This is a genomic window from Frigidibacter sp. MR17.24 (genome assembly GCF_037095655.1).
Taxonomy (GTDB): domain Bacteria; phylum Pseudomonadota; class Alphaproteobacteria; order Rhodobacterales; family Rhodobacteraceae; genus Frigidibacter.
On record NZ_JBAWKE010000012.1, the window covers coordinates 63,121 to 88,690 of the forward strand.

A 25,570-nucleotide genomic window follows, 5' to 3' on the forward strand; every position below is an offset into this window, starting at 1 on the left:
GCCTAGACTTCGGGGAAGCAGAATCCTTAGGGGAGGTGGACGTGCGGATCCTTCTGGTGGAAGACGACTACATCCTCGCCACCGGCCTCAGCGCCGAACTGGGGCGGCTCGGGGCCGAGATCATCGGCCCGTTCCGCACCCATGGCGATGCGCTGGCCGCGGCCGACGAGGCCGGCGGCGCGATCCTCGACATCCGGCTGCGGCAGGGCACCTCGTTCGCGCTGGCCGAGCGGCTGATGGCGCGCCGCGTGCCCTTGCTGTTCTACACCGGCGCACGCGATGCGATGCCGATCCGGTTCAGCGAGATCCCGCTGTTTGCCAAGCCCACGGCCGCGCAGCGCCTGCTGAGCGACCTGGAGCGGCAGGCCGGGCGGCCGCTGCCGCCCTCCCCCTCCGATCCGCTGGCGGCGCTGCCATTGCTGCGCGCCGAGGCGCGGCGCCTGTTGAGCGACGGCACCGCCGCCGACCGGCTGGTCGAGGCGACGCTGGAGCGCGCGATCCGTCTGGCCGCCGAGCGCGACAGGTCCGAACCGGTGGCGATCTGGCTTGCCCGGCTGTTGCGGGCCGAGCACCGGCGGCGCGGCACCCGCCTTCTCAACTGAGCACCGCGATCGCGGCCTAGTGCAGCCGGGGCGGCTTGGTGCCGCGATCGCCCGGCGTCATGGCCGTCGGCGTGGCGCCCGACAGATGCTCGCCCAGCCGTTCCTGAAGCCTGCGCGCCAGCTCGATCATCCGCTCGGGCGCGGCCGGCATCTCCGGCACGTCGCCCGCGACGGCCGCAGGCCCGGTGCCCGGCATTTTCTCATCGGGCTTTTTCGCGTCGTCATCCGCCATGGGCGTCTGGTCTCCGGTTGCACGTCCGCGCGGACGCGGCGTCATCCTATCGGCTTCCGCCCCCCGATCCTACCGCGAATGCCGGGGGCGGCAGAGCCGTTCATGATCGCGATGCGGAATTGGCGCTTGGCGAGCTGTCGATCGACGTCCGGCGCCAGTGGGCGCCGCTGCCGGCACCTGCACACAGGGCATCGTCGTCCCGGCGACGGTATCCACTCCATCATCGCCGGAAGGCCCCGCAGAGGTCGTCGGGGGCGCGGATTTTCAGCGTTCCTCGTCGATCCCGGGGGGATCTTGCGTCAGACCCGTCGTTCGGGATTACCATGCCGGCGTCAGGCACCGACCCGCCGCGGCAGGTTTTCGGCGCCTTCAGCCCTCGGCCGGCGCGCCATGGTGGACAGGCCCTTGATCGACGAGGCGACTTGACTGGCGGCGTCGTTGCAGGCCCCCGGCGCCTGAGCGCTTCGCCACGGGCGGGCCGGCACGGCCGAACCCATTCGATATCGGAATAGGCTGGTCGCCAAAGTCGTTGGACCCCGTCCGCCGTTGCTTCCAAGCTTCGCCCCGGAACCGATGCAAGCCGGACGTCAGATGAACCACAGCCTTCCGAACCCCTCCCCGCACGCCGCCGATCTCCGGGTCCTGCCGATGGACGGCCTGATCCGGATGCGCGAGGCCCGGTCCGAGGCGGTCTCGCCCGACGGGGCGCTGATCGCGAGCATCGAGAACGCCTCGGGCCTGCCGCAGCTGTGGCTGCGGGCGGCAGCGGGCGGCAGCGCCTGGAAGGTCACCGATCTGGCGGAACGGGTGGTGCAGATCGCCTTCGCGCCCAAGGGCCGCGACCTGCTGTTCACCACCGACTGCGGCGGGGACGAACGGTATCAGTTCTGGCTTGTCCCCGAGGCGTCGGGCACGCCACGGCCCCTGACCCATGCGCCGGGCGTGGTGCATGTCTGGGGCAGCTGGTCGCCCTGTGGCACCCGGATCGCCTATGCCGCCAATCCCCGCGACGCCCGCGTCATGGACCTGTTCGAGATGGTCGTGGCCACCGGCGAGACGCGCTGCCTGCTGCAAGGCCGCGGTTTTCAGGAGGCGCTTGCCTACAGCCCCGACGGCACCGCGCTGCTGGTGCGCGATTCCTTCAACGGCAGCAATCGCCAGAGCCTCGGGCTTGTCGACCTGGCGAGCGGCACGCTGCGCGATCTGGCGCCCGAGACCGGGCGCACGCGCTATGTTTCGGCGAAATTCCGCAAGGATGGCGGGGCGATCCACCTGGTCTGCGACCGCGGGCGGGAGTTTCACGCGCTGCAGCTGCTGGACCTTGCGACCGAAGCGGTGACGCCGCTCGTCGCGGTCGAGGGGCAGGATGTCGACCTCTGGGCGCTGCATCCCAACCAGACCGACCTCGCGGTGGTGACCAATGACGAGGGCTTCTCGCGCCTCTGCCTCGGTGATCTGGCAGGGGGCGCGCTGCGCCCGGTCGATCTGCCGGCGCCCGGTGTCGTGCAGTCGCTGCGCTATGCGCCGGACGGCGCGCTTCTGATGACGATCGAGGGCGCGGACCGCCCTGCCGACATCTGGCGCTGCGATGCCGGCGGGGCGGGGTTCGCCAACCTGTCGAACGCACCGAAAGCCGGGGTCGAACTGACGGACAGGCCCGCGCCGGTGGTGGCCCGCCTGCCCAGCTTCGACGGGCGCGAGATCGCGCATTTCGTCTATGCCCCGACCGGCCCGCAACCCGCCGCGGGCTGGCCGGTGCTGTTCATCGTGCATGGCGGGCCCGAGGCGCAGTGGCGCCCGACCTTCCGCGCCGACATCCATCACTACACCTCGGCCGGCATCATGGTTGTCGCGCCGAACGTGCGCGGATCGACCGGCTATGGCCGTGCGTTCCACGAGGCCGACGATGTCGAACGGCGCATGGACAGCGTCGCGGACCTGAACGCGCTGGGCCGCGCCTTCGCGGCGCGCCCCGACGTGGACGCGACCCGGATCGGGGTCATGGGCCAGTCCTATGGCGGGTTCATGGTGCTGGCCGCGGTCACCGAGGCGCCCGATCTCTGGGCCGCGGGCATCGACATCTACGGGGTCGCCAATTTCACCACGCTGATGCAGACGACGGGCCCCTGGCGCGCGGCGCTGCGGGCCGCGGAATACGGCGACCCGGTCACCGATGCCGCCTTCCTGGCCGAGGTCTCGCCCGTCCACCGGCTGGACCGCGTCACGGCGCCGATGCTGATCGTGCATGCGACCGACGATCCGCGCGTGCCGATGGAACAGGGTGAACAGGTCTTCGCCCGGCTGCGCGGGCGCGGGCACCCGGTCGAGATGCTGCGCATCGACCACGAGGGCCACGGCTTCGTGCGGATGGCGAACCGGCTGACAGTCTTCGGCAGGATCGCCGACTGGCTGCAGGACAATCTATAAGAACCGACAGGAGAGTGAGATGAGAAAGACCCTCTGCGCGTTGCCGCTGGCCGCGCTGATCCCCGGGCTTGCCCTGGCCGAGACGCCGGCCTCGGCGCTGGTCATGGCCTACAACATCGACGCGATCAGCACCTTCGACCCCGCGCAGGTGGCCGAGGTGGTGACCGACGAGATCCTGATGAACACCTGCGACGCGCTGGTCGATTTCGACCCCGAGGACGAGGCGAATTTCCTGCCCTCGCTGGCCGAAAGCTGGGACGTGTCCGAAGACGGGCTGACGGTGACCTTCCACCTCAAGGACGGCATCGTCTATCCTGACGGCACGCCGGGCAGCGCGGGTGACCTGGTCTGGGGCATGCAGCGGGTGCTGGGCCTGGGCTATGGCAATGCCGCGCAGCTGACCGATTTCGGCTTCACCAAGGACAATGCCGCCGACCGCATCACCGCGCCCGACGACAGCACCGTGGTGCTGACGCTCGACCGGCCCTATCCGCTGAACCTGGTCATGGGCTCGGTCGCGGCCAACCGCGTGTCGGTCATGCTCAACCGCGCCGAGATCGAGGCGAATGCCAAGGGCGACGACATGGGCAACGCCTATCTCGCCAACCGCACCGCCTGCGTCGGCCCCTACACGCTGGCGCGGTGGAACGCGGGCGAGGTGGTGATGCTCGAGGCGTCCGAGAACTACAACGGGCCGGCGCCGAAGCTGTCGCGCGTGATGATCCGCCACGTGGCCGAACCGGGCACCCAGCGGCTGATGCTGGAACAGGGCGACATCGACGTCGCGCGCAACCTCAATCCCGACGACCTGACGGCCGTCGAGGGCACCGAGGGGCTCAGGGTCGAGCGCGCGCTGAAGCCCTCGCTCTTCTACATGGCGATGAACAACGCCATGCCGCCCTTCGACAATCCGAAGGTGCGCCTCGCGATGCGCTACCTGATCGATTACCAGGGGATGGAGAACACGGTGATGAAGGGCATCGGCGTGCCGCGCGCGAGCTTCGTGCAGCTGGGCGCCTTCGGCGCGCTCGACAAGGACGAGGGCCAGCCCTTCCGCCTCGACATCGACAAGGCCAAGGCGCTGCTGACCGAAGCGGGCTATCCCGACGGCTTCACCGTGCCGCTGATCCTCGGCTCGCATCCCTATGCCGACCCGATCGCCCAGACGATCCAGGAGGCCGCGTCGAAGGTGGGCATCACCTTCAAGATCGAGCGGATGGCCAATTCGCAGCTGTTCGCCAAGACCCGCGCGCGCGATTTCCAGGCGGCGATGCTGGGCTTCAAGACCTCGGTCCCCGATGCCCATGGCATGGCCTCGCGCCACGTCGCGAACCCCGACAACACCGCCGAGGCGGGCCTGGGCCAGTATCCCAGCTGGCGGTCGGGCTATTATGATGCGGACATGAACGCGCGCATCGATGCCGCCCTCTTCGAACGCGATCCGGCCAAGCGGGCCGAGATGTATCACCAGCTGCAGCGCGACGTGATGCAGGAGGGCCCGCAGGCCTACATCATGCAGACCTCGGAGGCCGCGGCGGTGACCGATGCGCTGACGACCTGGTCGTGGAACGGCTTCCGCACCTATTACGACGCCGCCGCCAAGTGATGACCGAACGCGGCCCCGCGGGGCCGCGTCCTTCCCTTCCGAGGATCCCCGATGCTGACCATGACCGACACCGCCGCCGCCGCCCCCTGGGCCACCGCCGCCTGCGACTGGGACATGTCGCGTGTCGACGCGCTCTGCGCCGCGCAGGAAACCGACTGCCTGCTGATCGTGCAGGGCGGGCGGATCGTGCACAGCTGGGGCGACATTGCGCACAAGTACCTGTGCCATTCGATCCGCAAGTCGTTCCTGGCCGCGATGATGGGCGAGGATGTCGAGGCCGGCACCATCGCGCTCGACGCCACGCTCGAGGATCTGGGGATCGACGATGTCGAGGGCCTGTCAGAGGTCGAGCGCAAGGCGCTGGTCTACGACCTGCTGACCGCGCGGTCCGGGATCTATCACCCGGCGGGCTATGAAACCGCCTGGATGAAGTCGATCAAGGAAAAGCGCCATTCGCACGGGCCGGGCACGTTCTGGTGCTACAACAACTGGGATTTCAACGCGCTGGGCACGATCTTCGTGCAGGCGACCGGCCTGTCGGTGGCCGAGGCCTTCGCCCGGCGCATCGCCGCGCCGGTGGGGATGGAGGATTTCGACCTCGCCACCGACGCCTGGACCGAAAGCTTCGCCGAAAGCCGGCACGACGCCTATCCGTTCCGCATGTCCTCGCGCGATCTGGCGCGGTTCGGGCAGCTGTTCCTGCAGGCGGGGCGCTGGGGCGGGGTGCAGGTCCTGCCCGAGGGATGGGCGGCCGAGAACGTGATGCCCTATTCCCATGCCGGGGCGCGCGGCGCCTATGGCTACATGTGGTGGCTGGAACGCGACGGCGTCTTCGCGCCGGGCTGCGTGACGCCGCGGGGCAGCTATGCGGCAGTGGGCGCGGGCGGGCATTACTGCCTCGTCGTGCCGGAGCGCGACATGGTGATCGTCCACCGGGTCGACACCGACATCAAGGGCCGCGCGATCAGCAAGCACGGGTTCGGCCGGCTGCTGCGCGCGATCTTCGCGGCCTCCGCATGACCGGGGCCATCGACCGCGCGCCGGACTGGCAGGCGGCACGGGAGGCGGCCGCGCGCGCGCTGGCGATCTGGGACGGCGCGGGGCCGGGGGCCGTGATCCTCGGCTTCGGACCGGCGGGCGAGGCCTTCGCGCAGGCGGCGGGGCACGAGGCGCCGGGCGGCGCGGCGCTGTCGGCGGGCAGCGTGCTGCGCTGGGCCTCGATGACGAAGCATGTCTTCGCCAATGTGCTGATCGAGTCCGGTCTGCTGCCGCTCGACACGGCGCTCGGCGCGGTGCTCGACATGCATCCGGTGCCGGGGGCGGTGACGGTGCGCCAGGCGCTGTCGATGCAGGGCGGGCTGCCCGACACGCGCGAGATGCTGACGCTGGCGGGCCTGTCGGCCGACGAGGTCACGCGCGCGGACGACCTCTTGCGATGGTCGGCGGCGCTGCCGCGGCTGAATGCCGAGCCGGGGACCGAGGTCGCCTATTCGAATGCCGGCTACCGGCTGGCCGAGGCCGCGCTGGAGGCGCGCGGGATGCGCTTCGACGCGGCCGTCGCGGCGATTTCCGCGCGGCTGGGGCTGGGGATGCGCGCGGCGCAGTTCTGGTCCGACCCGGTGCCGGGGCTGGCGCCGGGGCATGTGCCCGATCCGGCCGGCTGGCGGAATGGCGCGCAGGGCATGCACCTGTCGGCGGCAGGGTCGCTGGCAGGGTCCGCGCGCGACCTGTCGGGCTGGCTGGCCGACCTGATGACCCGCGACAGCTTCGCCCTGCAGGCCGCCCCGGCGGTGCTGCGCGACGGCCGTCCCACCGACTATGGGCTGGGCCTGCGGCGCACCGCAGTCGCAGGGCGGGTGCTGATCGGGCATGGCGGGTCGCAATCGGGCTATCGCGCGGCCTTCCTTCTGGCGCCCGAGCTGCGCGCGGGCGTCGTCGTGCTGAGCAACCGCGACGATGCCGATGCCGAGGGCATGGCGCGGCGTGTCCTGTGCGCCGCGCTGGGCCTTGAGGCACCGATGCGCCCGGCGACCGGCTGGGCCGCGCCCGGGCTTTATGTCGGCGAGGGCAACCTCTGGGCCGAGGTCCGCGACGCCTCGATCGTGCTGCGCGACGCCGAAGAACCGCTGTTCGCGGACGCGGATGGCTGGGCCTCGGCCCGACCGGGCCGGCCGGTCACCCGCCTGCGCCAGGACGGCGCGGACCTTGTGGGCGAGATCGGCTATCTCGCCTGTCGCCTGCGCCCGGTTCGCCCCTGCGCGGACGCGATCCCCGAGGGGGTGTGGCACAGCGACGGCCACGTGATCACCCTGCGCGACGGCGCGGTGACCTGGGGGCGCGGCCCCAACCGGCGGCAATCCGCGCTGGAGCCGCTTGGCGGGGGCCGGTGGCTGTTTCGCGCGATGGGGCGGCGCATCTGCCTGCGCCGGACGGCCGCCGACCGGATCGAGCTGTCGCTGGCACGCGCCCGGGTCGCGGAGTATTCGCCGCTGGGTCAGGATGCCGCCCCCGGCCCGGGCTGATGACCAAACCCTGGGCAGTTGCACAATTCACGACCAAAGAGGAAGCGGGCTGCGGTTGACCGCCGGCCCCCGATCGCGCTGATATCGGCAGGCTGCAGCAATGAGGTCGCCGATGGAACTCAAGCTTCTCGAGGATTTTCTGTGTCTGAACGACACGCGGAATTTCTCGCGCGCGGCCGAGGTGCGCAACATCACCCAGTCGACGCTGTCCAAGCGCATCCGCACGCTTGAACACTGGGTCGGCGCGACGCTGGTCGACCGCTCGTCCTACCCGATCGAGCTGACGCCCGAGGGCGCGGCGATGGTGCCGCAGGCGCGCGAGCTGGTCAGCACCTTCCAGGGCATGCGCGCGGGCATCCGCGCCTTTGCGACGCCTGCGCGCAATTCGATCCGCATCGGCGCGCTGCACACACTGCGCGTGACCTTCCTGCCGCAGCTGCGCCGCCATGCCGAGGCCGAGCTGGGCCCGCTGATGGTGGAAAACAACGGGTCGAGCGCGGCCTATGCGCAGACGCTGCGCCAGTTCCGCAATGGCGAGACCGACGTGCTGTTGACCTATGTCCACCCCTCCGTGGCCAACGGGCTCGACAGTTCGGGCTATGACACGCTGCACATGGGCCATGACCGGCTGGTTCCGGTCTCGGCGCCCGATCGCGACGGCTCGGCGCTGCACCGGCTGGATACAGGGGGCGTGGTGCGGTTCCTCAGCTACGGCCAGTCGTCGTTCTTTGCCCAGGCGCTGGCGCCGCTGCTGGCCGAACGGCCGATGGCGCTGAACGTCGCGGCGACCAATGCGATGAGCCTGGGGCTGCAATCGCTGGCCAAGGTCGGCTGCGGCGTGGCCTGGGTGCCGCATTCCCTGGCCGCCGACGACCTCGCCTCGGGCGAACTGGTGCCGGCGGCGGGGCCGGACTGGGCGCTCGACCTGGAAATCCGCCTTTTCCGCCATCGCCGGTCCTGCCGCCCGGTGACCGAACGGTTCTGGGCGGCCGCCGCCGGCATGGCCGAGGCGGAGGCCGGGCGCGATGCCGGCCTCCGCGCGCTGCATCACGCCGGCTGAAGCACCCGGTCCTCGAGCGCCCGCGCGCCGCGCGCGATCACCGCGCCGATCAGCGACAGGTCGGGCAGCTCGTCCATCGCGCAGAGCCGGTCATAGATCGCGCCGGCGGCGTCGCCGCCACCAAGGCAATCGACGAATTTCGCGCGCTTCTGCGCCGCGTGCAGCGGGTCGCGGATCGTGCCGCGCGCGAAGTCGCGCATCGCCTCGAAGCGGCGACCGTCCTTCAGCACGATCGTCGCCCGGTGCGGCGCCTTCAGCGCGGCCTGCTGTTCCTCTTCGGACAGCAGCACCATCTCGACTTTCGGCAGGAAGGCACGGATCACCGGATCGGTCACCGCTTCGGGCGTGAAATCCTGCAGCGACAGCACGTCCTGATACATCGCGCGCGCGATGCAGTACTGCATCGAGAAGCGCGCCTCCATCTCGTCCTGCGGGTCGCCATAGGCGAGGTTGCGGTAGTTGGCGAGGGCGACGGCGATGGTGATGCTCTCCACGTCCTCGGGGCCGAAGCCATGGGCGTGGCGCAGGTCGTGAACCATGTCGATGCCGTTGTGGGTCGATCCGCAGCAGGGATGCAGCTTGGGCGACAGCCCCTCGACCCCGATGACATGCGGCGCGGCGGGGTCGATGTCCCAGGCCGCCGGAACGCCCGCACCGAAAAGATCGCCGAAGCCCTGCGGCCGTTCGAGGATGTCGGCCCGACCGCGCAGGCCCGCCCCGGCGAACAGCGCGGCCTCGGCCGCGTTGCGCGCGGCGACGCCCGCGTGGAACGGCTTGGCCGAGGTGCCGAACTGCCCCTTCGGCCCGCAGGCCGTCGAGGTCGCAAGCGACATCGCCTGGGCGATCCCCTCGGGATCGAGCCCGGCGATCAGCGCCGCCCCCGCCGCCGAGCCGATGGGCGCCACGGTCGAGGTGCCGTGCCAGCCGGCGGTGTAGTGATGCGGCCGCACCCCCTGCCCCGCCAGCGCCTGCGCCTCGAGCCCGGCGAGATAGGCGTCGACCAGCGCGCGGCCCGTGGCACCGGCCTGCTGTCCCACGGCGATCAGCGCCGGCACCATGACGGCGGAGGCATGGCTCATGCCGGGGCCGAAGTTGTCGTCGAAGTCGAGCGCATGGGCCGCGACGCCGTTGATCAGCGCAGCTTCGGCCACGGTGGTGCGCTGCCCGGTCGCGGCGTCGCAGACGCCGGGCGACGGCGTGCGGGCGGCCAGCACGGCCTGGGTGGCACCGTCGTCGCGGCCTGCGACCATGCAGGCGAGCGTGTCGATGATCGCGTCGATCGCGGCGCGGCGGTCGTCGGGCGTGACGGGGCATGCGCCGCTCACACGGGCGGCGATCTGGGCCAGAACAGTCATGGAGTCCTCGGGGAAAGGGGGGTCAGGCGGTGATGGCGGGGGCCGATGCGGCCAGGAAGTCGCGGGTGTAGTCCTCGCTCACGCGGCCCGCGCGCACGTCCTGCGCGCCGACCTCTTCAAGGATGCGGCCGTGGCGCATGATGGCGACGCGGTCGCACATGTGGGCGACGACGGCGATGTCGTGGCTGACCATCAGATAGCTCAGCCCCAGCTCGCGGCGCAGGCGCGCGAGCAGGTTCAGGATTTCCGCCTGCACCGACACGTCGAGCGCCGAGGTGGGTTCGTCCAGCAGCAGCATCTTGGGCTCCACGATCAGCGCGCGGGCGATGGCGATGCGCTGGCGCTGGCCGCCCGAGCATTCGTGCGGGTAGCGGAAGCGGAATTCGGGGCCGAGGCCAACGTTTCGCAGCACCTCGTCGATGCGGCGCTGTTCGTCGCCAAGGCCCATCCGGCGGACGGGTTCGGCCAGCACGCTCTGCACCATCTTGCGCGGATGAAGCGAGCCGTAGGGGTCCTGGAACACCATCTGCATGGCGCGGTAATGTTCGCGCCGGCGGGTGTCTGGCAGCTCGACCCCGTCGAACAGCAGATCGCCATCATACTCGGGATTGAGACCCGCGACCGCGCGCAGGATCGTGGACTTGCCGCAGCCCGACTCGCCGATCAGGCCGAAGGATTCCCCCCGGCGGATCTTGAAGGCGGCCCCGTCGACCGCGGTGACGGCGGTCGCGCCCTCGCCGAATTCGATCGTCAGGTCGCGCGCCTCGAGGATGATGTCGCTCATGCCTGGCCTCCGATCGGCGCGGTGCGCCAGCTGTCCTGGCGCTGCATCACCGCCAGTTCCGCCCGCGGATCGTCGAGCCGGGGCAGGCTGTCGAGAAGCGCGCGGGTATAGGGGTGCTGAGCGCGGCCGAGGTCGCGGGCGGGCAGATCCTCCAGCACGCGCCCCGCATACATCACCAGCACCCGGTCGCAGAAATCGGCCACCAGGTTCAGGTCGTGGCTGATGAAGATCAGGCTGGCCCCGGTACGCTCCACAAGCTCGTCGAGCACCGCCAGCACCTGCCGGCGCACCGTCACGTCGAGGGCCGAGGTCGGCTCGTCCGCGATGATCAGCTTGGGTTCCGGGATCAGCATCATCGCGATCATGATCCGCTGGCCCATGCCGCCCGACACCTCGTGCGGCAGGATCTCATAGACCCGCTCGGGGTTGCGGATGTGGACGCTTTCCAGCATGGCGAGCGCCTTCTGGCGCGCCTCGGCCGCGCTGACCCTGTGGTGGATGCGGTAGGCCTCGGCGATCTGCTTGCCGACCTTCATCAGCGGATTGAGGCTGAATTTCGGGTCCTGCAGGATCATCGCGATGTCGCGGCCGCGGATGGTGCGCATCTGCTTTTCGGAGGCGGCCATCAGGTCGGTCGCCCCGAAGCGCAGCGCATCGGCCGTGACGCGGGCCGAGGGCGCCGAGAGCTTCATGATCGCGCGGCCGGTCTGGCTTTTGCCCGACCCGCTTTCGCCGACGATGCCCAGCTTTTCATGGCCGAGATCGAAGCTGACACCGCGCACCGCGTGGGTGGTGCGCGTGGCGCCGTGGAAGTGGATGTTGAGGTTTCTGACGGAAAGGACGGGATCAGTCATTGCGGGGATCCAGCACGTCGCGCAGGCCGTCGCCCACGAGGTTGAAGGCGATGGAGGTCATGAGGATCGCGAGGCCGGGCGCCGCCGCGACATGACCGTTCGACAGGATGAACTGGCGGGCCGAGGACAGCATCGCCCCCCACTCGGGGCTCGGCGGCTGCGCGCCGAGGCCGAGGAAGCCGAGGCCCGCGGCCGACAGGATGATCGAGGCCATGTTCAGCGTGACCCGCGCGATGACCGAGGGCACGCACATCGGCGCGATATGTCCGACCATGATCTGCCACGAGCTTGCGCCCTGCAGCCGCACGGCGGCGATGTAGTCCGAGCGGCGCACCATCATCGTCTCGGCCCGCGCCAGCCGCGCGATCGGCGGCCAGGCGGTGAGCGAGATCGCGATGATCGCGTTCTCGATGCTGGGGCCAAGCGCCGCGACGAAGGCCAGCGCCAGGATCAGCGAGGGGAAGGCCAGGAAGATCTCGGTCACGCGCATCAGCACCATGTCGAGCCAGCCGCCGTACCAGCCCGACAGCATGCCCACCACCAGCCCGATCGGGGCCGAGATGACGGCGGTGAGGCAGGCGATGTAGAGCGTGATCCGCCCGCCGTAGAGCAGGCGCGAATAGATGTCGCGGCCCAGTTCGTCGGTGCCGAACCAGTGGTCGGCCGAGGGCAGCGCCAGGCGGTTGCCGAGGTCCTGGGCGAAGATGTCATGGGTGGCGAAGAGCGGGGCGAAGATGGCGCCCGCGAAGATCACCAGCAGGATGACGAGCCCGATCATGGCCGAGGCGTTGCGGCGCAGTTTCAGCGCGGTAATGCGCAGTTGCTGCAGGCGCGCCTCGGCGGGGGTGCGGGGGCCAAGGGCGGCCGGGGTGATGTCGGTCATGGAAGCCTCACCGCGTGCGGGGGTCGAGGATGCGGTAGAGGATGTCGCAGATCAGGTTCAGGGCGACGAAGATCACCCCGATCAGCAGCGTGCATCCGACCACCGAGTTCATGTCGGCCGAAAGAAGGGCATTGGTCATGTAACGGCCGAAGCCCGGCCAGGCGAAGACGGTTTCGGTCAGCACCGCGCCTTCCAGCAGGAAGGCATAGGACAGCGCGACGACCGTGATCACCTGCACCGCCACGTTGCGGAACACGTGCAGCCAGACGATGCGCCAGAGGCCAAGGCCCTTGGCGCGGGCGGTGACGACGTATTCCTGTTCCAGCTGCTCGATCATGAACGACCGGGTCATGCGGCTGATATAGGCCAGCGACGACAGTGCCAGGATCGAGGCGGGAAGGATGATGTGGCTGAAGACATTGCCGAAGACCTCGAGATTGCCGGACATCAGCGCGTCGAGCAGGAAGAAGCCGGTCACGGGCGTCAGGTCGAATTCGTAGATGAAGTCGAGCCGCCCCGGTCCCCCGACCCAGCCCAGCGTCGCGTAGAACAGCACCAGCCCCATCAGCCCCAGCCAGAAGTTCGGCGCCGAATAGCCGATCAGCGACAGGATGCGGGCGGTGTGGTCGATCCAGCTGTTGCGGTAGACCGCCGCCACCACGCCCAGCGGCACGCCGATCCCGGTGCCGATCACCATGGCGACCGTCGCGAGTTCCAGCGTGGCGGGGAAGACGCGGGCGATCTCGTCCACCACCGGGCGCCCCGACAGCAGCGAATTGCCGAAATCGAGCCGGGCGAGATCCAGCAGGTAGTTGCCGAACTGCACGATCAGCGGCTTGTCGAGGCCCAGCTGGATCGTCATCGCCCGGTAGGCCTCGGGCGTGGCATTGTCGCCCAGCACCGCCAGCACCGGATCGAGCGGCAGAAGCCGCCCGATCATGAAGGTCAGCCCCGCGAGGCCGAGAAGGGTGACCAGCACCGATCCCGCCCGCGCGAGCACCGCCGCGACCTTGGGCGAGAGGGCGCCCTTGCGGCGGCCACGTCTGCGCCGCCGAGGCGTCGCACCGACCAGGGTCGCGGCGTCTGTCATTTGCTTGCCTCCGAATAGTAGGTGCGGAACCCGTTCCAGGTCCAGTTCTTCACCGTGTCACGCACCGCGGCCACGTTGTAGCTTTGGAACATCACCGCCATCTCGCCGGTCTTCATCCATTCGACCTGCATGTCGCGATAGATCGCGCGGCGCTTCTCGTCATCGGTTTCCGTCGCGGCGGCCAGCACCTTCTCGTTCAGCGCAAGATCCTGATAGCCCGCCCGCCAGGACGGATACTGGGTCAGCTTCGCCTCGTCCGAATTGTCGGGGTTCATCACCAGGCGCGAGGCGTTGCCATGGGCATCGGGGATCGAGGTCTGCCAGGCCATGATGATCGAGTCGAAGTCGCGGGCGCGCGCCCGGGCGAAGAGCTGGGCGTTGGCCATCTGCTCGATGTTCAGCTTGACGCCGATCTTGGCGGCGTTCTGCTGCAGGTGCTGGCCCAGCGGCGAGGACCAGGGCAGCGACCCGATGAGCAGCGTGGATTCGAACCCGTCGGGATAGCCCGCCTCGGTCAGCAGCGCCTTGGCCTTTTCAAGATCGAGGCTGAAGGGCTGGCCCTCGGCGCCTTCCAGCGCGCCCCAGGCGCCCGACTGCGCGAAGCTGTTCCAGGGCTTGCCCAGGTACTGCATCACCGTGTCGCCAAGGCCCTGGTAGTCGACCAGGTATTTCATCGCCTCGCGCACCTTCGGATTGTCGAAGGGCGGGCGCAGGACGTTCATCGTCTGGAAGATCAGCTGCGGCTTCAGCGCCGACTTGATCGAGATGCCGTCCGTGGCCGCAAGCTCGGTCAGGTCGTCGGGCGTCAGGTCGCGGGCAATGTCGACGTCACCCTGTTCGACGAGCAGCCGCTGGGTGCCGGTTTCGGCGACGTGGCGGATCAGGATGCGCGGGATCGCGGGCGCCTCGCCGTAATAGCCCTCGTTGGCCTGCAGCACGATGCCTTCGCCCTGGTTCCATTGCACCAGCCGGTAGGGGCCGACGCATTCGGTGCGCGCGTTCAGGTAGGCATTGCCGAAATCGCCGTCCTTCTCGTTGGCCATGATCGTCTTGCTGTCGAGCGTGGCCGCGACCCGGTAGGCGCCGATCGCCTGCAAAAGCAGGTTCGTCGGATAGACCTTGTCGAACTTCAGCACGACCGTCTTGTCGTCGGGGGCAAGGATCAGCTCGTCCATGTTCTCTGTCGAGAAGCCGTATTCGGTCAGCGCCGCGGCATTGCCGAAGCCCAGCGACAGCACGCGCTTCAGCGACCAGACCGTGTCGGCGGCGGTGACCGGGTTGCCCGAGGGGAAGGTCGCGCCTTCGGTCAGGTGGAAGGTCAGCGTCAGCTTGTCATCGCTGACGTCCCAGCTTTTGGCGAAGGCGGGCACGACGCGGGATTCCTCGTCCTGCGCGAATTCGACGAGCGAGTCGCAGATGTTGCTGACCAGCTCGGATGTCACGACCTCGCCGATCTGGGCGGGGTCGAAGGTCGAGATGGCGTCGATGTTCCAGGCCATGACAAGCGTGTTGTCGGGGGTGGCGGCCTGGGCGGAGAGCGCGGCGGAACCTGCGGCAAGGCAGGCCACGCCGGCCAGAAGCCGGGTGCGAAGGGTCATTCGGGTTTTCCCTGTTGGTGAGGAGGAGGGGGGCGGGTTGTCCCCGCCCTTCGGTGGTTATGCGTGGCACGGCGGCGGTTCCGCCGCCGGGGTCACTCGGCCGCGACGGGGCGCGGGACGAGCGGGGGCTGCACGTCCGTGGGGATCGGGCAGACATAGGGTTCGCGGGCCAGCCGGTCGGCATGGTCCTTCTTGGCGCGGGCCATCAGCGTCTCGTCGGTCAGCAGCATCCGCCCGACGACGCCCATCACCTTGGCGGCATAGGTCATGCCCTTGTGCGCCGCGGGCGCCTTGCCCTGCGCGGTGATCTGCCAGCTGTGGCCCGGCGTGCCGATCGCCACGGTGGCCACGCGCGCCTGCACCAGCGGCACCTTCCACGACACGTCCGCCACGTCGGTCGAGCCCATCATCTTCACGCCCTGCATCTCGCGCGGGACGACGTAGTCGCACAGGGGCTCGTTCTCGCGGATCTCGTAGCCGTTGGCGCGGTAGGTCGCGGCGATGTCCTCGGCCGTCAGCGTCTCCTGGATCTTCGCGGCATAGGCGCGGTCGGCCTCGTCGAAATCGACGCCGCCCAGCTCGTCCATCGCCTTCTGCATCGCCTCTTCGAGCGGCGTGTTGCCCAGCATGTTCGAGACCGCCGACATGATCGAGATGTCGACCTTGGTTTCGGTCATCATCGCGGCACCCTGCGCCACCAGCTTCACCCGCTCGTTCAGCGCGAGCATGCCGGCGAGCGAGGTCGAGCGGATCGCGTAGCGCACCTTGGTGCGCGCCTGCACGACGTTCGGCGCGGTGCCGCCCGCATCGAGATAGGCGTAATGGATCCGGCTTTCCTGCGGCACGTGTTCGCGCAGGTAGTTCACGCCCGAGTTCATCAGCTCGGCCGCATCCAGCGCCGAGCGGCCCAGGTGCGGCGCGGCGGCGGCATGGCTCGCGCGGCCGGTGAAGGTGAAGTCCATCCGGGTGTTGGCAAGGCTCTGCGCCTCGTCGACCTTGGTCATGGTCGCGGGGTGCCAGGTGATCGCGGCATCGACATCGTCGAACGCCCCGTCGCGCACCATGAAGGCCTTGGCGGCGCCGCCCTCTTCGGCGGGGCAGCCGTAATAGCGCACGCGGCCGGGCGTGCCGGTCGCGGCCAGCCAGTCCTTGAGCGCGCAGGCCGCCAGCAGGGCGGCCGACCCCAGCAGGTTGTGGCCGCAGCCATGCCCCGCGCCACCGGCCTCGGCAGGCATCGGCTCGGCGATGCCCGCAACCTGGCTCAGCCCCGGCAACGCATCATATTCGCCGAGGATCGCGATCACCGGGCCGCCTTCGCCCGCCTCGCCCATCACCGCGGTCGGGATGCCCGCGACCTCTTGCGTGACGCGGAAGCCCTTGTCGTTCAGCATGGCGGCATGCTCGGCGCAGGAGCGGTATTCGCCATACAGCAGCTCCGGCATCCCCCAGACGCGGTCCGACAGACCGATCAGGTCCTCGCGGTGCGTCTCGACATGTTCCCAGATCGGATCCGAATTCTTCATCGTGGTGCCCTTCACGTTGCTTTCACAAACGGTGGTTCGGCATCCGGTTCGCTGTCCAATGACAATCGGATCTAGAACAAGTCGGATAGGGAATAGACAATCACATCAGGGACTTTCACGGTGATCAGTCTGCCGCCGCCCGGGCGGAAGGCTTGCCGCGGGCGGTGCTGCACAAATACGGGGCGCCGCGCGATGCCCCGGCGTGGCGCCGCGCCCCGGTCCGCATCGCCGCTCTTCTCCATGGGGGCGAGGGGCTCCATCATCGGTTTGGGGATCGAAGCTTCCGTTCGGTTCGGGCCTCTCCGGTTCGCCCGACCCACGTGGCCCCCACCCGCCCGAAGCCGGCCCCCGACCCAGCCGAGACACCCGATGGCCACCGCCAGCGACGGCGTGCACCGGGAGGTCACCACCAGCGCCTCGCCTGCGTAGCTCGGCACCGCCAAGGGTGAGATCGGTCTGGTCCTGCGGTCTTAGATCTCCTCGCGCTCTGAAGGCCGCGCTGGACGGTCCATACTTGGGTCTGCCCCGTCAGGATCGCGCCGGTCAGACGCCGGCCCATGAGCGTGGCGGGCTTCGGCAGCGTCGCATCTGGTCCGGGCACCAGACGCCCCGGGCAGTGGCCGCTGCGTGGTCCGGCCGGGCGAAGGCTGTCGCGATTACAGCGGAGATCACGCGGCCCGGCTGCTACTTTTTCTTTGAAAACAATACTTAGTCGGAGGCCGCAGGCCCGGGTGGTCAGGGGATGTGCGCAGCGCCTCGTTCAGTGCCGTCGATGTCGTCAGCGACCATAGCCACGCGACCGCCTATCGACATCCGCACCTAACCGACGGGGGAAGCGGCGGTGTTGCAGAACTCTCTGCCATGACGGGTTCACACCGGGAGTCCATGCTCTTGCACGAGCCGCATGAGCAAGCCGAAGCCCGCTCGCTAGCGCGACGAACTGGTCCGCCTATCGCGCCATTGAGGCGCCATTGGTCCGGGCACAATGGCGAGGCTGTCAGGTGCTTGCGCGGCGCCACCGGGGCGACCGTCCGCTTCAACTTGGTGGCCCCTCCTCCGAAGACGCACCCCGCCACCTCAAGCCGTTGCGATCGATGAAGACGATGCCACCCGGGAAGCGCCTCTTCGGGGCGAGGGGCAAAAGGCGCTCCGTTTGTGTCTTTGTCTGCCGGAACAGGATGCTCGCCCATACCCGCCTCCTCGCGGCACCGCGGGTCACGAGGGGCCGAACTGCTCTATGGGTCCTGAGACTGCATCAGTCGCGCCGGGCGCCGTGCCCGGCTGCAAGATCGCCCAGCCGCGCGATCATCGCTGCCCCGGTACGAATTCCGTCATGAAAACAGTGGATCTTCAGGTTCTCATTCGGGGCGTGGTTCGCCTCGTCGGCATTGGCATAGGGCACCACGAAGGCAGGCACGCCAAGGATCTTGGTGAAGACGTAATCCGGCAAGCTGCCACCAAGCGCCGGATACAGGAGAGGCGGACGGCCGTGCGCATCCGTCACCGCCGCCACCAGCGCTGCGGCGAAGGGCTGATCCATCGCGGTCTTCGACGGCAACATGCCGGCGCGGCGGACCACACGGACATCGGGCGCGTGGCGGGCGACATGCGCTTCGACCTTGTCGAGCACGTCTTCGGGCGTCATCGCTTCGACCAGCCGAATGTCGCATTTGGCGATGGCCGCGCTGGGGAGGACAGCCTTCGACCCTGGGCCGGAATAGCCGCCGTGCAGACCGTTGATGGTCAGCGTCGGATGGAACATCAGCCGGTCGTTGAAGGGGCGGTCCCGCGGCGCGTCGAGCTCGCGCAAGCCCATGTCGGCCATGACATCCGCGACATCGGCAGGCAGGTCCGCCGCCGCCTGCCGTTCCAAGGCGGTCGGCGGGATGATCGCGTCATGCAGGCCCTCGATCATGATTTCACCTTCCGGCGTCTTCATCGTCGACAAGAGATGCACAAGCTTCCAGACCGCGTTGGGCATCACGCCACCGTAGTTCCCCGAATGGGCATCACGGCTGGCGGTTGTCACCTCCAGATCGAAGCTGACCATCCCGCGAACGCCGAAGACGATCAGCGGTTGGCCCGAGATATGCATCGGCCCGTCCGAGGTGACGACCAGATCGGCCATCAGCCGTTCGGCGTGGGTGCCGACGAAATCCGCGATGTGCGGGCTGCCGACCTCTTCCTCGCCCTCAAGCAGGAACAGGAGGTTGATCGGCAGATCGCCGTGAACGGCGAGCCAGCTTTCGATCGCGAGCAGCTGAGCGAAATGCTGGCCCTTGTTGTCGCCGACGCCGCGCGCGTAGATGCGGCCATCGCGGATCGTCGGCTCGAACGGCGGACTGTGCCAGGCCTCGAGCGGCTCGGGCGGCTGCACGTCATAATGGCCATAAAAGAGAACGTTGGGCTTTTCCGGATCCGTGCCCAGGCGGCCCAGCACCATCGGATGGCCCTCGGTCGCGATGGCTTCCGCCTCCATCCCCAGCGTTTCCAGCATGCTCACCAGCAGCGCCGCCACCTCGGCGATGCCCTTGTTCTGCGCGCTGATCGAGGGGCGGCGGACATAGTCCACCAGCCGCTCGACGAAGGCATCCTCGTTCGCCGCGATATGGGCATAGACCGGGTCGAGCGCCGGGTGACGGCGATGGGTCATTCGTGGTCCTCCATCCGCGTCAGAAGCAGCGCGCCCGAGGCATGCATGTCACCGCGCCAGCCGGGTGGGACGACGGTGGTGGTGTCGAGCTGGGTCAGGATCGCGGGGCCTTCGAAGCCCGCACCGGCCCCGAGGCTCGCGCGGTCGATCACCGGGACCCGAACCTCGCCAGAGGCGAAGCTGACCGGGGTCTGGTCGTAAGGCGAGATCTCGCCACCTGCGGTCAACGGCGCGGCATCCGGGCGATGCGCGCGGCCCACGGCTTCGGCGCGCAGCGTCACCAACTCGACCGGGACCGAGAGCGAGAAGCCGTAGAGGGCACGGTGGGCGGCGACAAAGGCCGCCTCGGTCGCAGCCGCTTCGCCGGCCCAGGGCACCGCGATTTCGCCGCCCTGCCCCAGATAGCGCAACAGCGCCACGATCTGTACCTGACGGCGGTCGGCGGCGACAGCTTCGGCAGCCAGCCAGCTTTCCGCCTGCCCGGTCAGCTCATCGATTAGCGGGGCGGTATCGACGGCCGCCAGCGCGCCCGCCTTCGGCAGCGTCCGGCTGAATTCGGCCCGCAGATCGGCCGAGAGCAGGCCGTCGGCGCACAACACCCCCGGCGCGGGCGGGATCAGCACCTGCCGGATGCCCAGCAGCTCCGCAAGCGCGCAGCCGTGCAACGGCCCCGCGCCGCCGAAGGGCACCAGCGTGAAGTCGCGTGGATCATGGCCGCGCTCGACCGAGATCACGCGCACCGCGCCGACCATGTGGTTGTCGGCAATCGCCAGAATGCCCCGCGCGGCCGTTATCGGGTCAAGCTGCAGCGGTCCGGCCACCCCGCCCTGCACCACCGCCAGCGCCGCATCGCGGTCCAGCGCCATGCGCCCGCCCAGCAGGCGTTTGGGCAGGTGTCCCAGCACGACGTGGGCGTCCGTCACCGTCGCCTGCGTGCCACCATGGCCATAGGCTGCCGGACCGGGCCGCGCCCCCGCGCTTTGCGGGCCGACGCTCAGCGTTCCGTCCGACACGCAGGCGATGGAGCCGCCACCCGCGCCGATCGTGACCATGTCGACCATCGGCAACGACAGCGGCCAGTCCCCGACATGACCCGTCTGCGTCAGACCGATCTGGCCGTCCTTGATCAGGCAGATGTCGGCGCTCGTCCCGCCGATATCGACCGTGATCAGATCGGTGATCCCGCAGGCCGCCGCGACCGCTTTCGCGCCGACGACACCTGCCGCGGGCCCCGACAGCGCCGTGAGCGCCGGTGCCCGCCGGATCGTCGCGGCACTCGCCACGCCGCCGTTCGACTGCATCAGCATCAGCGGCACGGTCACGCCATCCGCGCCCAGCCGGTCCTCCAGCCGTCCGATGTAGGTCGTGACGCCGGGCATGACCGAGGCGTTCAGGACCGTCGTCAGCGAGCGTTCGTATTCGCGCACCACCGGCTGAACCTCGCACGACGCGGTGACGGCGACACCGGGCAGCATCTCGCGCAGGATCTCCGCCACGCGGATCTCGTGCGCGGGGGCCGCGAAGGCGTGGATCAGACAGACCGCGACCGCCTCGACCTCCATGTCACGCAAGGCTTCGCCCGCCGCGCGAACACTGGCTTCGTCGAGCGGTTCCAGCACCACGCCGCCTGCGCCGACCCGCTCGGTCACCTCGACGATCCGCGACGCCGGGACAGGCCGGGCGGGCTTTACCCAGGTATAGAGGTTCTCCTTGCGCGGAATGTCCTGCCGACCGATCGCCAGCACGTGGCGGAAGCCCTTGGTCGTCACCAGCGCCGTCCGCGCGCCCTTGTGTTCGAGGATCATGTTGGTCGCGACGGTCGTGCCATGCAGCACCCGGTCGAGCGCCGCGGGCGTTTCACCGATCTGCTCCAGCGCAAGGCGGATGCCATTCATGAAGGCGATGGAGGGGTCGGAGGGCACGCTCGGCGTCTTCGCCCGCCAGGTTTGGCCGGTGGTCTGGTCGATCAGCGCCACATCGGTGAACGTCCCGCCGATATCGACGGCGACGGCAAGCGACTGGTCAGAGGATGGCATCGACATAATCCTTGCGGTGGAAGGCCTTGGTGGCAGGGCGATCCGCCCGGCGCGTTGCGGTGGCATCCGCGTCGACGCGGTTGCCCGACAGGATCACGCCATAGTCCCGTGCGGCACTCTCCCGGCTGACGAAGCCGCCGAGCACGTCTTCCAGCACATCCGCCTCGGCGCGGTCGAACGGATGGCCGTAACCGCCGCCGCCGCCGGTGGTGATGCGCAAGAGATCCCCCTTGCGCAGCAGGTTGCCATCCGACAGGCCCGGCAGCAGACGCTCGTCGGGGGTTCCCGGATTGACCACGGCCGCCCCGCTGCCGCCGCTCATGCCGCCAGCCGTGCCCCAGGGCGGATTCTTCACCGTGTCGATGCGGATCGACAGCCGCGCCTCGTCGGCCAGGATCTCATATTCCCGTACGATGCCGGTTCCGCCACGCTGCCGCCCCGGCCCCCCGCTGTCCTCGGCGATCGCGTATCTCTTCAGCCGCACGGGATAGGAGGTTTCGAGGAATTCGACCGGATAGTTCTCCTGCGCCACGAAATAGACCGCGTCGATCCCGTCCGCATGGTCGCGCGCGCCGTAGCCCACGCCCAGGCCATCGGCGAGCAGGAAGCGTTCCGGCTGCCCCTGATCATTGGTGAACGTCCCGCGCAGCATCGCCACGACATAGGCCGAATGCGCGGCGGGCGCCGTGCCGCCCGCGACATTCACCAGCCCGTTCATCGCGGCAAGGAAGCGCATCATCGTCAGACCGCGCATCCCGAGCGCGGCAGGTTCGAGCGGTTGCAGAACCGAACCGGGGCGCAACAGCACCTCGTCCATCGACTGGGGTCCGCCCGCGTTGCAGACATGGCCGCTGCCGTCGCCGAGGTAGAACATGCCAAGCGCCATTCCCGGCACCGCCGGGTTCAGCAGCAGGTTCACCGGACCGCGGGTCTGGTCGTCCGAGGCGCGGGCGTCGAAGATGAAACGATCCTCGCCGCCGGGCACCGCTTCGCGCGTCAGCGACAGGCGCAGTTTCACCGTGTCCGCGCCATGCCCGTCGCTGTCGATCGCATCGGTGAAGCTGTGGGTGCCATAAGCGAAGGTCTCGGCCATCTTCGTCCGCACATGCGCCCGCGTCCGGGCCAGCAGCTGCGCCAGCGCATCGCCGACCACCGGCGCACCGAAGCGCCCGAAGATCTCGTCCATCCGCACCGCCCCCAGCCGCACCGAGGCCAGAAGCGCGCTCATGTCGCCCACGCTCTGATCGGGGAAGCGCGAGTTGCGGTGGAAGATCGACAGCGTCGCCTCGTTGGTGACGCCACGGTCGATCAGCTTGGTCGGCGGGATGATGATCCCTTCCTGATAGATCTCGGTCGTCTGCGGGCTGATCGAACCGGGATGCAGGCCGCCGATATCGGCGAAATGCGCCCAGCTCATCACGAAGGCGACCAAGCTGCCGTCATGGAAGACCGGGGCCAGAAGAACCTGGTCGTTGGAATGCGAGACCGCGCCTTGCGAGGCGTAGCAGTCGTTGTACCAGTAGACGTCGCCATCGCACATCGTGTCCTTCGGGAAGACCTTGAACACCGGGCCGGTGATGTCCCCGAAGATCGGCACCAGCGAGCCGACGGCCATGACGCCATCGGCATCGAAGAGCGCGGTGTAGAAGTCCTTCTTTTCGCGGATGAAGGCCGAAATCGCCGTACGCTCGATCAGCGCCTCCATCTCGGTCTGCGCGGCCCCGATGGCGCCGCGGATGATTTCCAGCGTGACTGGATCGCAAGAGGCGACCGGCGGTTTCGTCTCGATACTCACGTCATCTCCCCAGGGTTTGGAACGCGCACGCGGGCGCCTGCGGCCCGCGTTCAGACCGCCGCTTTCGCGCCCTTCAGCCGGCCCGACTGCAGCGTCGGCGCCGCGGCCAGCAGGGTGCGGGTGTAATCGTGCTGCGGGTCGGCAAAGATCGCGGCCGTCTCGCCGGTTTCGACCACCCGGCCGCGCTGCATGATCGCCACGCGGTCGCACAGGTTGCGCACCACCGACAGGTCATGGCTGACGAACAGATAGGTCAGATCGAATTCCTGCCGGATGCCATGGACCAGCGTCAGCACCGTCTTCTGCACCGACATGTCGAGGCCCGAGGTCGGCTCGTCCAGAATGACGATCCGCGGTCTCAGGATCAGCGTCCGCGCGATGCCGATCCGGCGCTGCTGACCCCCCGACAGCTCATGCGGATAGCGGTTGCGGAACGCCGGCGTCAGCCCCACCGCTTCCAGCATCCGGTCGATGAGCCTGGTGCGCTCGGCCCCGTCACGGTTGCCGTGGATCACCAGCGCCTCGTCCAGCGTGCGCCCGATGCTCCACCACGGGTCCAGCGCCGCGCCGGGATCCTGATGGACATACTGGATCGCGCCGCGCGCGCGGCGGACCTGACGGCGGCTGCGCCACGGGGTTTCCGCGCCATCGACAAGGATCGAACCGGAGGTCGGTCTGTACAGCCCGAGGATCGTCTTCGCCAGCGTCGACTTGCCCGATCCGCTTTCGCCCACGATCCCCAGCACCTCGCCCTTGCGCACCTGCAGGCTGACGCCATCGACCGCCCGCACGCCGGGGCGCGGCTTTTGCAAGAGGCGCTTCGGCGCCGTGAATTCCGTCACCAGATCCAGCGTCTCGAGAATGAACCTGCTCATGCCTGCGCCCCCTCGAAGAAGCAGAACCCGCCGCGGTCGGGATGGGCGTCGATCAGCTTTGCCGTATAGGCCTCGCGCGGGGCGTCGATGATCTGGCGGGTTTCGCCGGTCTCGACCACCTGCCCGGCCAGCATCACCGTCACCCGGTCGCACAGCTGCGAAATGACGCCGAAGTCATGGGTGACGAACAGCATCGACGTGTCGAATTCCTCTGCGAGATCCTGCAAAAGCTTCAGGATCTCCAACTGCGTGGTCACATCCAGCGCCGTCGTCGGTTCATCCGCCAGCAGCACCCGCGGGCGCGAGGCCAGGGCGGCGGCGATCAGGATGCGCTGGCGCTGCCCGCCCGAGAATTGATGCGGATAGCGATCGAGCGCGCCTTCGGGATCGGGCAGGTGAACCGCCTTCAGCAAGCTGACCAGATGGGCGCGGTACCGGGCGCGGTCGCGCCAGCGGATCGGGCGCGGTTCCTCGCCGGGCAGGCCGTTCCAGCGCAGGATCTCCATCATCTGGGTGCCGATGCGGAACAGGGGGTTCATCGCCAGCCAGGGGTCCTGCGGGATGAAGCCGAAGCTGCGGCGCAGTTTCGCGCCCTCGGGTGTCAGCAGATCCTGCCCGTCGAGCAGGATGCGCCCCGTGTCGATGCGCGACCTGCGCGGGCTGATCCCGAGGATCGCCTTGATGAGGGTCGACTTGCCGCAACCGGATTCCCCGGCCACGCCCAGAACCTCGCCCCGGTTCAGGGACAGATCGACACCCTTCAGGATCTCCACCCGACCCTGTTCGCCCGGAACCGACAGCCGCAGGTCCTGAACTTCGAGAATGGGACCAGCCATCAGCGCGACCTCCGCAGCTTGGGATCGACCAGATCGCGCAGACCGTCACCAAGCAGGTTGAAGCCCAGCACCGTGAGCAGGATCGCGAAGCCCGGGAAGGCCGCATACCACCAGCTTTGCGGCAGGTACTGGCGGCTTTCGGCGACCATCAGCCCCCATTCCGGCGAGGGCGGCGTGGCACCGATGCCAAGGAAGCCGAGCGTCGCGGCGGTCAGGATCATGAACCCCATCCCGATCGTGGCGCGCACGATCAGCGGGGCGGCGATGTTGGGCAGGATATGCAGCGCCACGATCCGCAGCGGGCTTGCGCCCAGCCCCTCCAGCGCCTCGACGAACAGCGACGACCGGATGCGCAGGGTTTCGGAATAGGCGGTGCGGGTGAAGAACGGCCAATAGGTCAGCGACAGCGCGATCATCGCGCTTTCCAGCCCCCGCGACAGCAGCTGCGCGACGGCCAGCGCAAGGATCAGCTGCGGCACGGCCAGGAACAGATCGGCCAGCCGCATCACCGCGCTCGACCCGAAGCCGCGGCTGTAGCCCGCATAAAGGCCCAGCGGCACGCCGATCAGCATCGACAGGCCGACGACGCCCAGGGCGATGATCAGCGCCGACCGTGCGCCAAGGATCACGCGCGAAAAGATGTCGCGCCCCAGCGCGTCGGTGCCCATCCAGTGATCCGCGCTCGGCGGGCGCAGGCGGCGCAGGATGTTGGTGCCGTAGATCTGTTCGGGATGCGGCGCGATCTGCCAGGCGAAGATCGCGAGCAGGGCCACGGTCAGGATGATGACAAGGCCCAGAACGGCCGGGATGTCGCGAAGAAGCTTTTTCAGAACGAGCAT

Annotated in this window: 20 protein-coding genes; 6 read left to right on the plus strand and 14 right to left on the minus strand. The window is 68.9% G+C overall.

Annotated features, from left to right (window positions below; translation table 11 throughout):
• Positions 1-41: 41 nt before the first annotated feature.
• Positions 42-602, plus strand: a complete 561-nt coding sequence (locus V8J39_RS21655) for a response regulator (RefSeq protein ID WP_336463059.1) — start codon at positions 42-44, stop codon at positions 600-602.
• A gap of 16 nt (positions 603-618) precedes the next feature.
• Here V8J39_RS21655 and V8J39_RS21660 read toward each other — a convergent pair whose 3' ends face one another.
• Complete coding sequence (locus V8J39_RS21660) at positions 619-834, minus strand: hypothetical protein (protein WP_336463060.1); 216 nt, start codon at positions 832-834, stop codon at positions 619-621.
• Between the two features lie 591 nt (positions 835-1,425).
• On the opposite strand from V8J39_RS21660, the gene V8J39_RS21665 reads away from it, so the two are divergent.
• From V8J39_RS21665 to V8J39_RS21685, 5 genes are all read left to right on the plus strand, one after another.
• Positions 1,426-3,261 carry a S9 family peptidase gene (locus V8J39_RS21665; RefSeq protein WP_336463061.1) on the plus strand — a complete coding sequence of 612 codons (1,836 nt, stop codon included), beginning with the start codon at positions 1,426-1,428 and terminating at the stop codon, positions 3,259-3,261.
• A 19-nt stretch (positions 3,262-3,280) separates the two neighbouring features.
• Positions 3,281-4,867: an ABC transporter substrate-binding protein gene (locus V8J39_RS21670; protein WP_336463062.1), complete on the plus strand. Its 1,587-nt coding sequence runs from the start codon at positions 3,281-3,283 to the stop codon at positions 4,865-4,867.
• 51 nt (positions 4,868-4,918) lie between these two features.
• Positions 4,919-5,887, plus strand: coding sequence for a serine hydrolase domain-containing protein (locus tag V8J39_RS21675; protein ID WP_336463063.1), 969 nt, complete (start codon positions 4,919-4,921; stop codon positions 5,885-5,887).
• On the plus strand, positions 5,884-7,389 hold the full coding sequence (locus tag V8J39_RS21680) for a serine hydrolase domain-containing protein (RefSeq protein ID WP_336463064.1): 1,506 nt from the start codon (positions 5,884-5,886) through the stop codon (positions 7,387-7,389). The genes V8J39_RS21675 and V8J39_RS21680 overlap by 4 nt, the downstream gene beginning before the upstream one ends.
• A 112-nt stretch (positions 7,390-7,501) precedes the next feature.
• A complete protein-coding gene (locus V8J39_RS21685) occupies positions 7,502-8,449 on the plus strand; it encodes a LysR family transcriptional regulator (protein ID WP_336463065.1) in 948 nt (315 codons plus the stop codon).
• Here the strand turns inward: V8J39_RS21685 and V8J39_RS21690 are convergent.
• From V8J39_RS21690 to V8J39_RS21750, 13 genes are all read right to left on the minus strand, one after another.
• Positions 8,437-9,804, minus strand: a complete 1,368-nt coding sequence (locus tag V8J39_RS21690; protein WP_336463066.1) for an MmgE/PrpD family protein — start codon at positions 9,802-9,804, stop codon at positions 8,437-8,439. The genes V8J39_RS21685 and V8J39_RS21690 overlap by 13 nt on opposite strands.
• A 22-nt stretch (positions 9,805-9,826) precedes the next feature.
• Entirely contained in the window at positions 9,827-10,588 is a 762-nt protein-coding gene (locus tag V8J39_RS21695) for an ABC transporter ATP-binding protein (RefSeq protein ID WP_336463067.1), read from the minus strand.
• The gene (locus tag V8J39_RS21700; RefSeq protein WP_336463068.1) at positions 10,585-11,442 is read right to left on the minus strand and encodes an ABC transporter ATP-binding protein; all 858 of its coding nucleotides are present in this window, start codon (positions 11,440-11,442) and stop codon (positions 10,585-10,587) included. Before V8J39_RS21700 ends, V8J39_RS21695 begins: the two co-directional genes overlap by 4 nt.
• The gene (locus tag V8J39_RS21705; protein WP_336463069.1) at positions 11,435-12,325 is read right to left on the minus strand and encodes an ABC transporter permease; all 891 of its coding nucleotides are present in this window, start codon (positions 12,323-12,325) and stop codon (positions 11,435-11,437) included. Before V8J39_RS21705 ends, V8J39_RS21700 begins: the two co-directional genes overlap by 8 nt.
• 7 nt (positions 12,326-12,332) lie before the next feature.
• Positions 12,333-13,415 carry an ABC transporter permease gene (locus V8J39_RS21710; RefSeq protein WP_336463070.1) on the minus strand — a complete coding sequence of 361 codons (1,083 nt, stop codon included), beginning with the start codon at positions 13,413-13,415 and terminating at the stop codon, positions 12,333-12,335.
• Positions 13,412-15,013, minus strand: a complete 1,602-nt coding sequence (locus V8J39_RS21715) for an ABC transporter substrate-binding protein (protein WP_336463071.1) — start codon at positions 15,011-15,013, stop codon at positions 13,412-13,414. Before V8J39_RS21715 ends, V8J39_RS21710 begins: the two co-directional genes overlap by 4 nt.
• Positions 15,014-15,105: 92 nt before the next feature.
• A complete protein-coding gene (locus V8J39_RS21720) occupies positions 15,106-16,536 on the minus strand; it encodes an amidohydrolase (RefSeq protein WP_336463072.1) in 1,431 nt (476 codons plus the stop codon).
• A gap of 1,255 nt (positions 16,537-17,791) precedes the next feature.
• Complete coding sequence (locus V8J39_RS21725) at positions 17,792-19,189, minus strand: M20/M25/M40 family metallo-hydrolase (RefSeq protein WP_336463073.1); 1,398 nt, start codon at positions 19,187-19,189, stop codon at positions 17,792-17,794.
• The gene (locus V8J39_RS21730) at positions 19,186-21,231 is read right to left on the minus strand and encodes a hydantoinase/oxoprolinase family protein (RefSeq protein WP_336463094.1); all 2,046 of its coding nucleotides are present in this window, start codon (positions 21,229-21,231) and stop codon (positions 19,186-19,188) included. Before V8J39_RS21730 ends, V8J39_RS21725 begins: the two co-directional genes overlap by 4 nt.
• Complete coding sequence (locus tag V8J39_RS21735; protein ID WP_336463074.1) at positions 21,212-23,020, minus strand: hydantoinase B/oxoprolinase family protein; 1,809 nt, start codon at positions 23,018-23,020, stop codon at positions 21,212-21,214. The genes V8J39_RS21730 and V8J39_RS21735 overlap by 20 nt, the downstream gene beginning before the upstream one ends.
• A 50-nt stretch (positions 23,021-23,070) precedes the next feature.
• Complete coding sequence (locus V8J39_RS21740; protein ID WP_336463075.1) at positions 23,071-23,895, minus strand: ABC transporter ATP-binding protein; 825 nt, start codon at positions 23,893-23,895, stop codon at positions 23,071-23,073.
• Entirely contained in the window at positions 23,892-24,731 is an 840-nt protein-coding gene (locus V8J39_RS21745) for an ABC transporter ATP-binding protein (RefSeq protein WP_336463076.1), read from the minus strand. The genes V8J39_RS21740 and V8J39_RS21745 overlap by 4 nt, the downstream gene beginning before the upstream one ends.
• Positions 24,731-25,570: an ABC transporter permease gene (locus V8J39_RS21750; RefSeq protein ID WP_336463077.1), complete on the minus strand. Its 840-nt coding sequence runs from the start codon at positions 25,568-25,570 to the stop codon at positions 24,731-24,733. Before V8J39_RS21750 ends, V8J39_RS21745 begins: the two co-directional genes overlap by 1 nt.

Excerpts from the sequence above, each read along its gene's own strand:
- V8J39_RS21660 (WP_336463060.1), bottom strand. The coding sequence starts at position 834 with ATGGCGGATGACGACGCGAAAAAGCCCGATGAGAAAATGCCGGGCACC.
- V8J39_RS21665 (WP_336463061.1), top strand. The coding sequence starts at position 1,426 with ATGAACCACAGCCTTCCGAACCCCTCCCCGCACGCCGCCGATCTCCGG.
- V8J39_RS21670 (WP_336463062.1), top strand. The coding sequence starts at position 3,281 with ATGAGAAAGACCCTCTGCGCGTTGCCGCTGGCCGCGCTGATCCCCGGG.
- V8J39_RS21675 (WP_336463063.1), top strand. The coding sequence starts at position 4,919 with ATGCTGACCATGACCGACACCGCCGCCGCCGCCCCCTGGGCCACCGCC.
- V8J39_RS21680 (WP_336463064.1), top strand. The coding sequence starts at position 5,884 with ATGACCGGGGCCATCGACCGCGCGCCGGACTGGCAGGCGGCACGGGAG.
- V8J39_RS21685 (WP_336463065.1), top strand. The coding sequence starts at position 7,502 with ATGGAACTCAAGCTTCTCGAGGATTTTCTGTGTCTGAACGACACGCGG.
- V8J39_RS21690 (WP_336463066.1), bottom strand. The coding sequence starts at position 9,804 with ATGACTGTTCTGGCCCAGATCGCCGCCCGTGTGAGCGGCGCATGCCCC.
- V8J39_RS21695 (WP_336463067.1), bottom strand. The coding sequence starts at position 10,588 with ATGAGCGACATCATCCTCGAGGCGCGCGACCTGACGATCGAATTCGGC.
- V8J39_RS21700 (WP_336463068.1), bottom strand. The coding sequence starts at position 11,442 with ATGACTGATCCCGTCCTTTCCGTCAGAAACCTCAACATCCACTTCCAC.
- V8J39_RS21705 (WP_336463069.1), bottom strand. The coding sequence starts at position 12,325 with ATGACCGACATCACCCCGGCCGCCCTTGGCCCCCGCACCCCCGCCGAG.
- V8J39_RS21710 (WP_336463070.1), bottom strand. The coding sequence starts at position 13,415 with ATGACAGACGCCGCGACCCTGGTCGGTGCGACGCCTCGGCGGCGCAGA.
- V8J39_RS21715 (WP_336463071.1), bottom strand. The coding sequence starts at position 15,013 with ATGACCCTTCGCACCCGGCTTCTGGCCGGCGTGGCCTGCCTTGCCGCA.
- V8J39_RS21720 (WP_336463072.1), bottom strand. The coding sequence starts at position 16,536 with ATGAAGAATTCGGATCCGATCTGGGAACATGTCGAGACGCACCGCGAG.
- V8J39_RS21725 (WP_336463073.1), bottom strand. The coding sequence starts at position 19,189 with ATGACCCATCGCCGTCACCCGGCGCTCGACCCGGTCTATGCCCATATC.
- V8J39_RS21730 (WP_336463094.1), bottom strand. The coding sequence starts at position 21,231 with ATGTCGATGCCATCCTCTGACCAGTCGCTTGCCGTCGCCGTCGATATC.
- V8J39_RS21740 (WP_336463075.1), bottom strand. The coding sequence starts at position 23,895 with ATGAGCAGGTTCATTCTCGAGACGCTGGATCTGGTGACGGAATTCACG.
- V8J39_RS21745 (WP_336463076.1), bottom strand. The coding sequence starts at position 24,731 with ATGGCTGGTCCCATTCTCGAAGTTCAGGACCTGCGGCTGTCGGTTCCG.
- V8J39_RS21750 (WP_336463077.1), bottom strand. The coding sequence starts at position 25,570 with ATGCTCGTTCTGAAAAAGCTTCTTCGCGACATCCCGGCCGTTCTGGGC.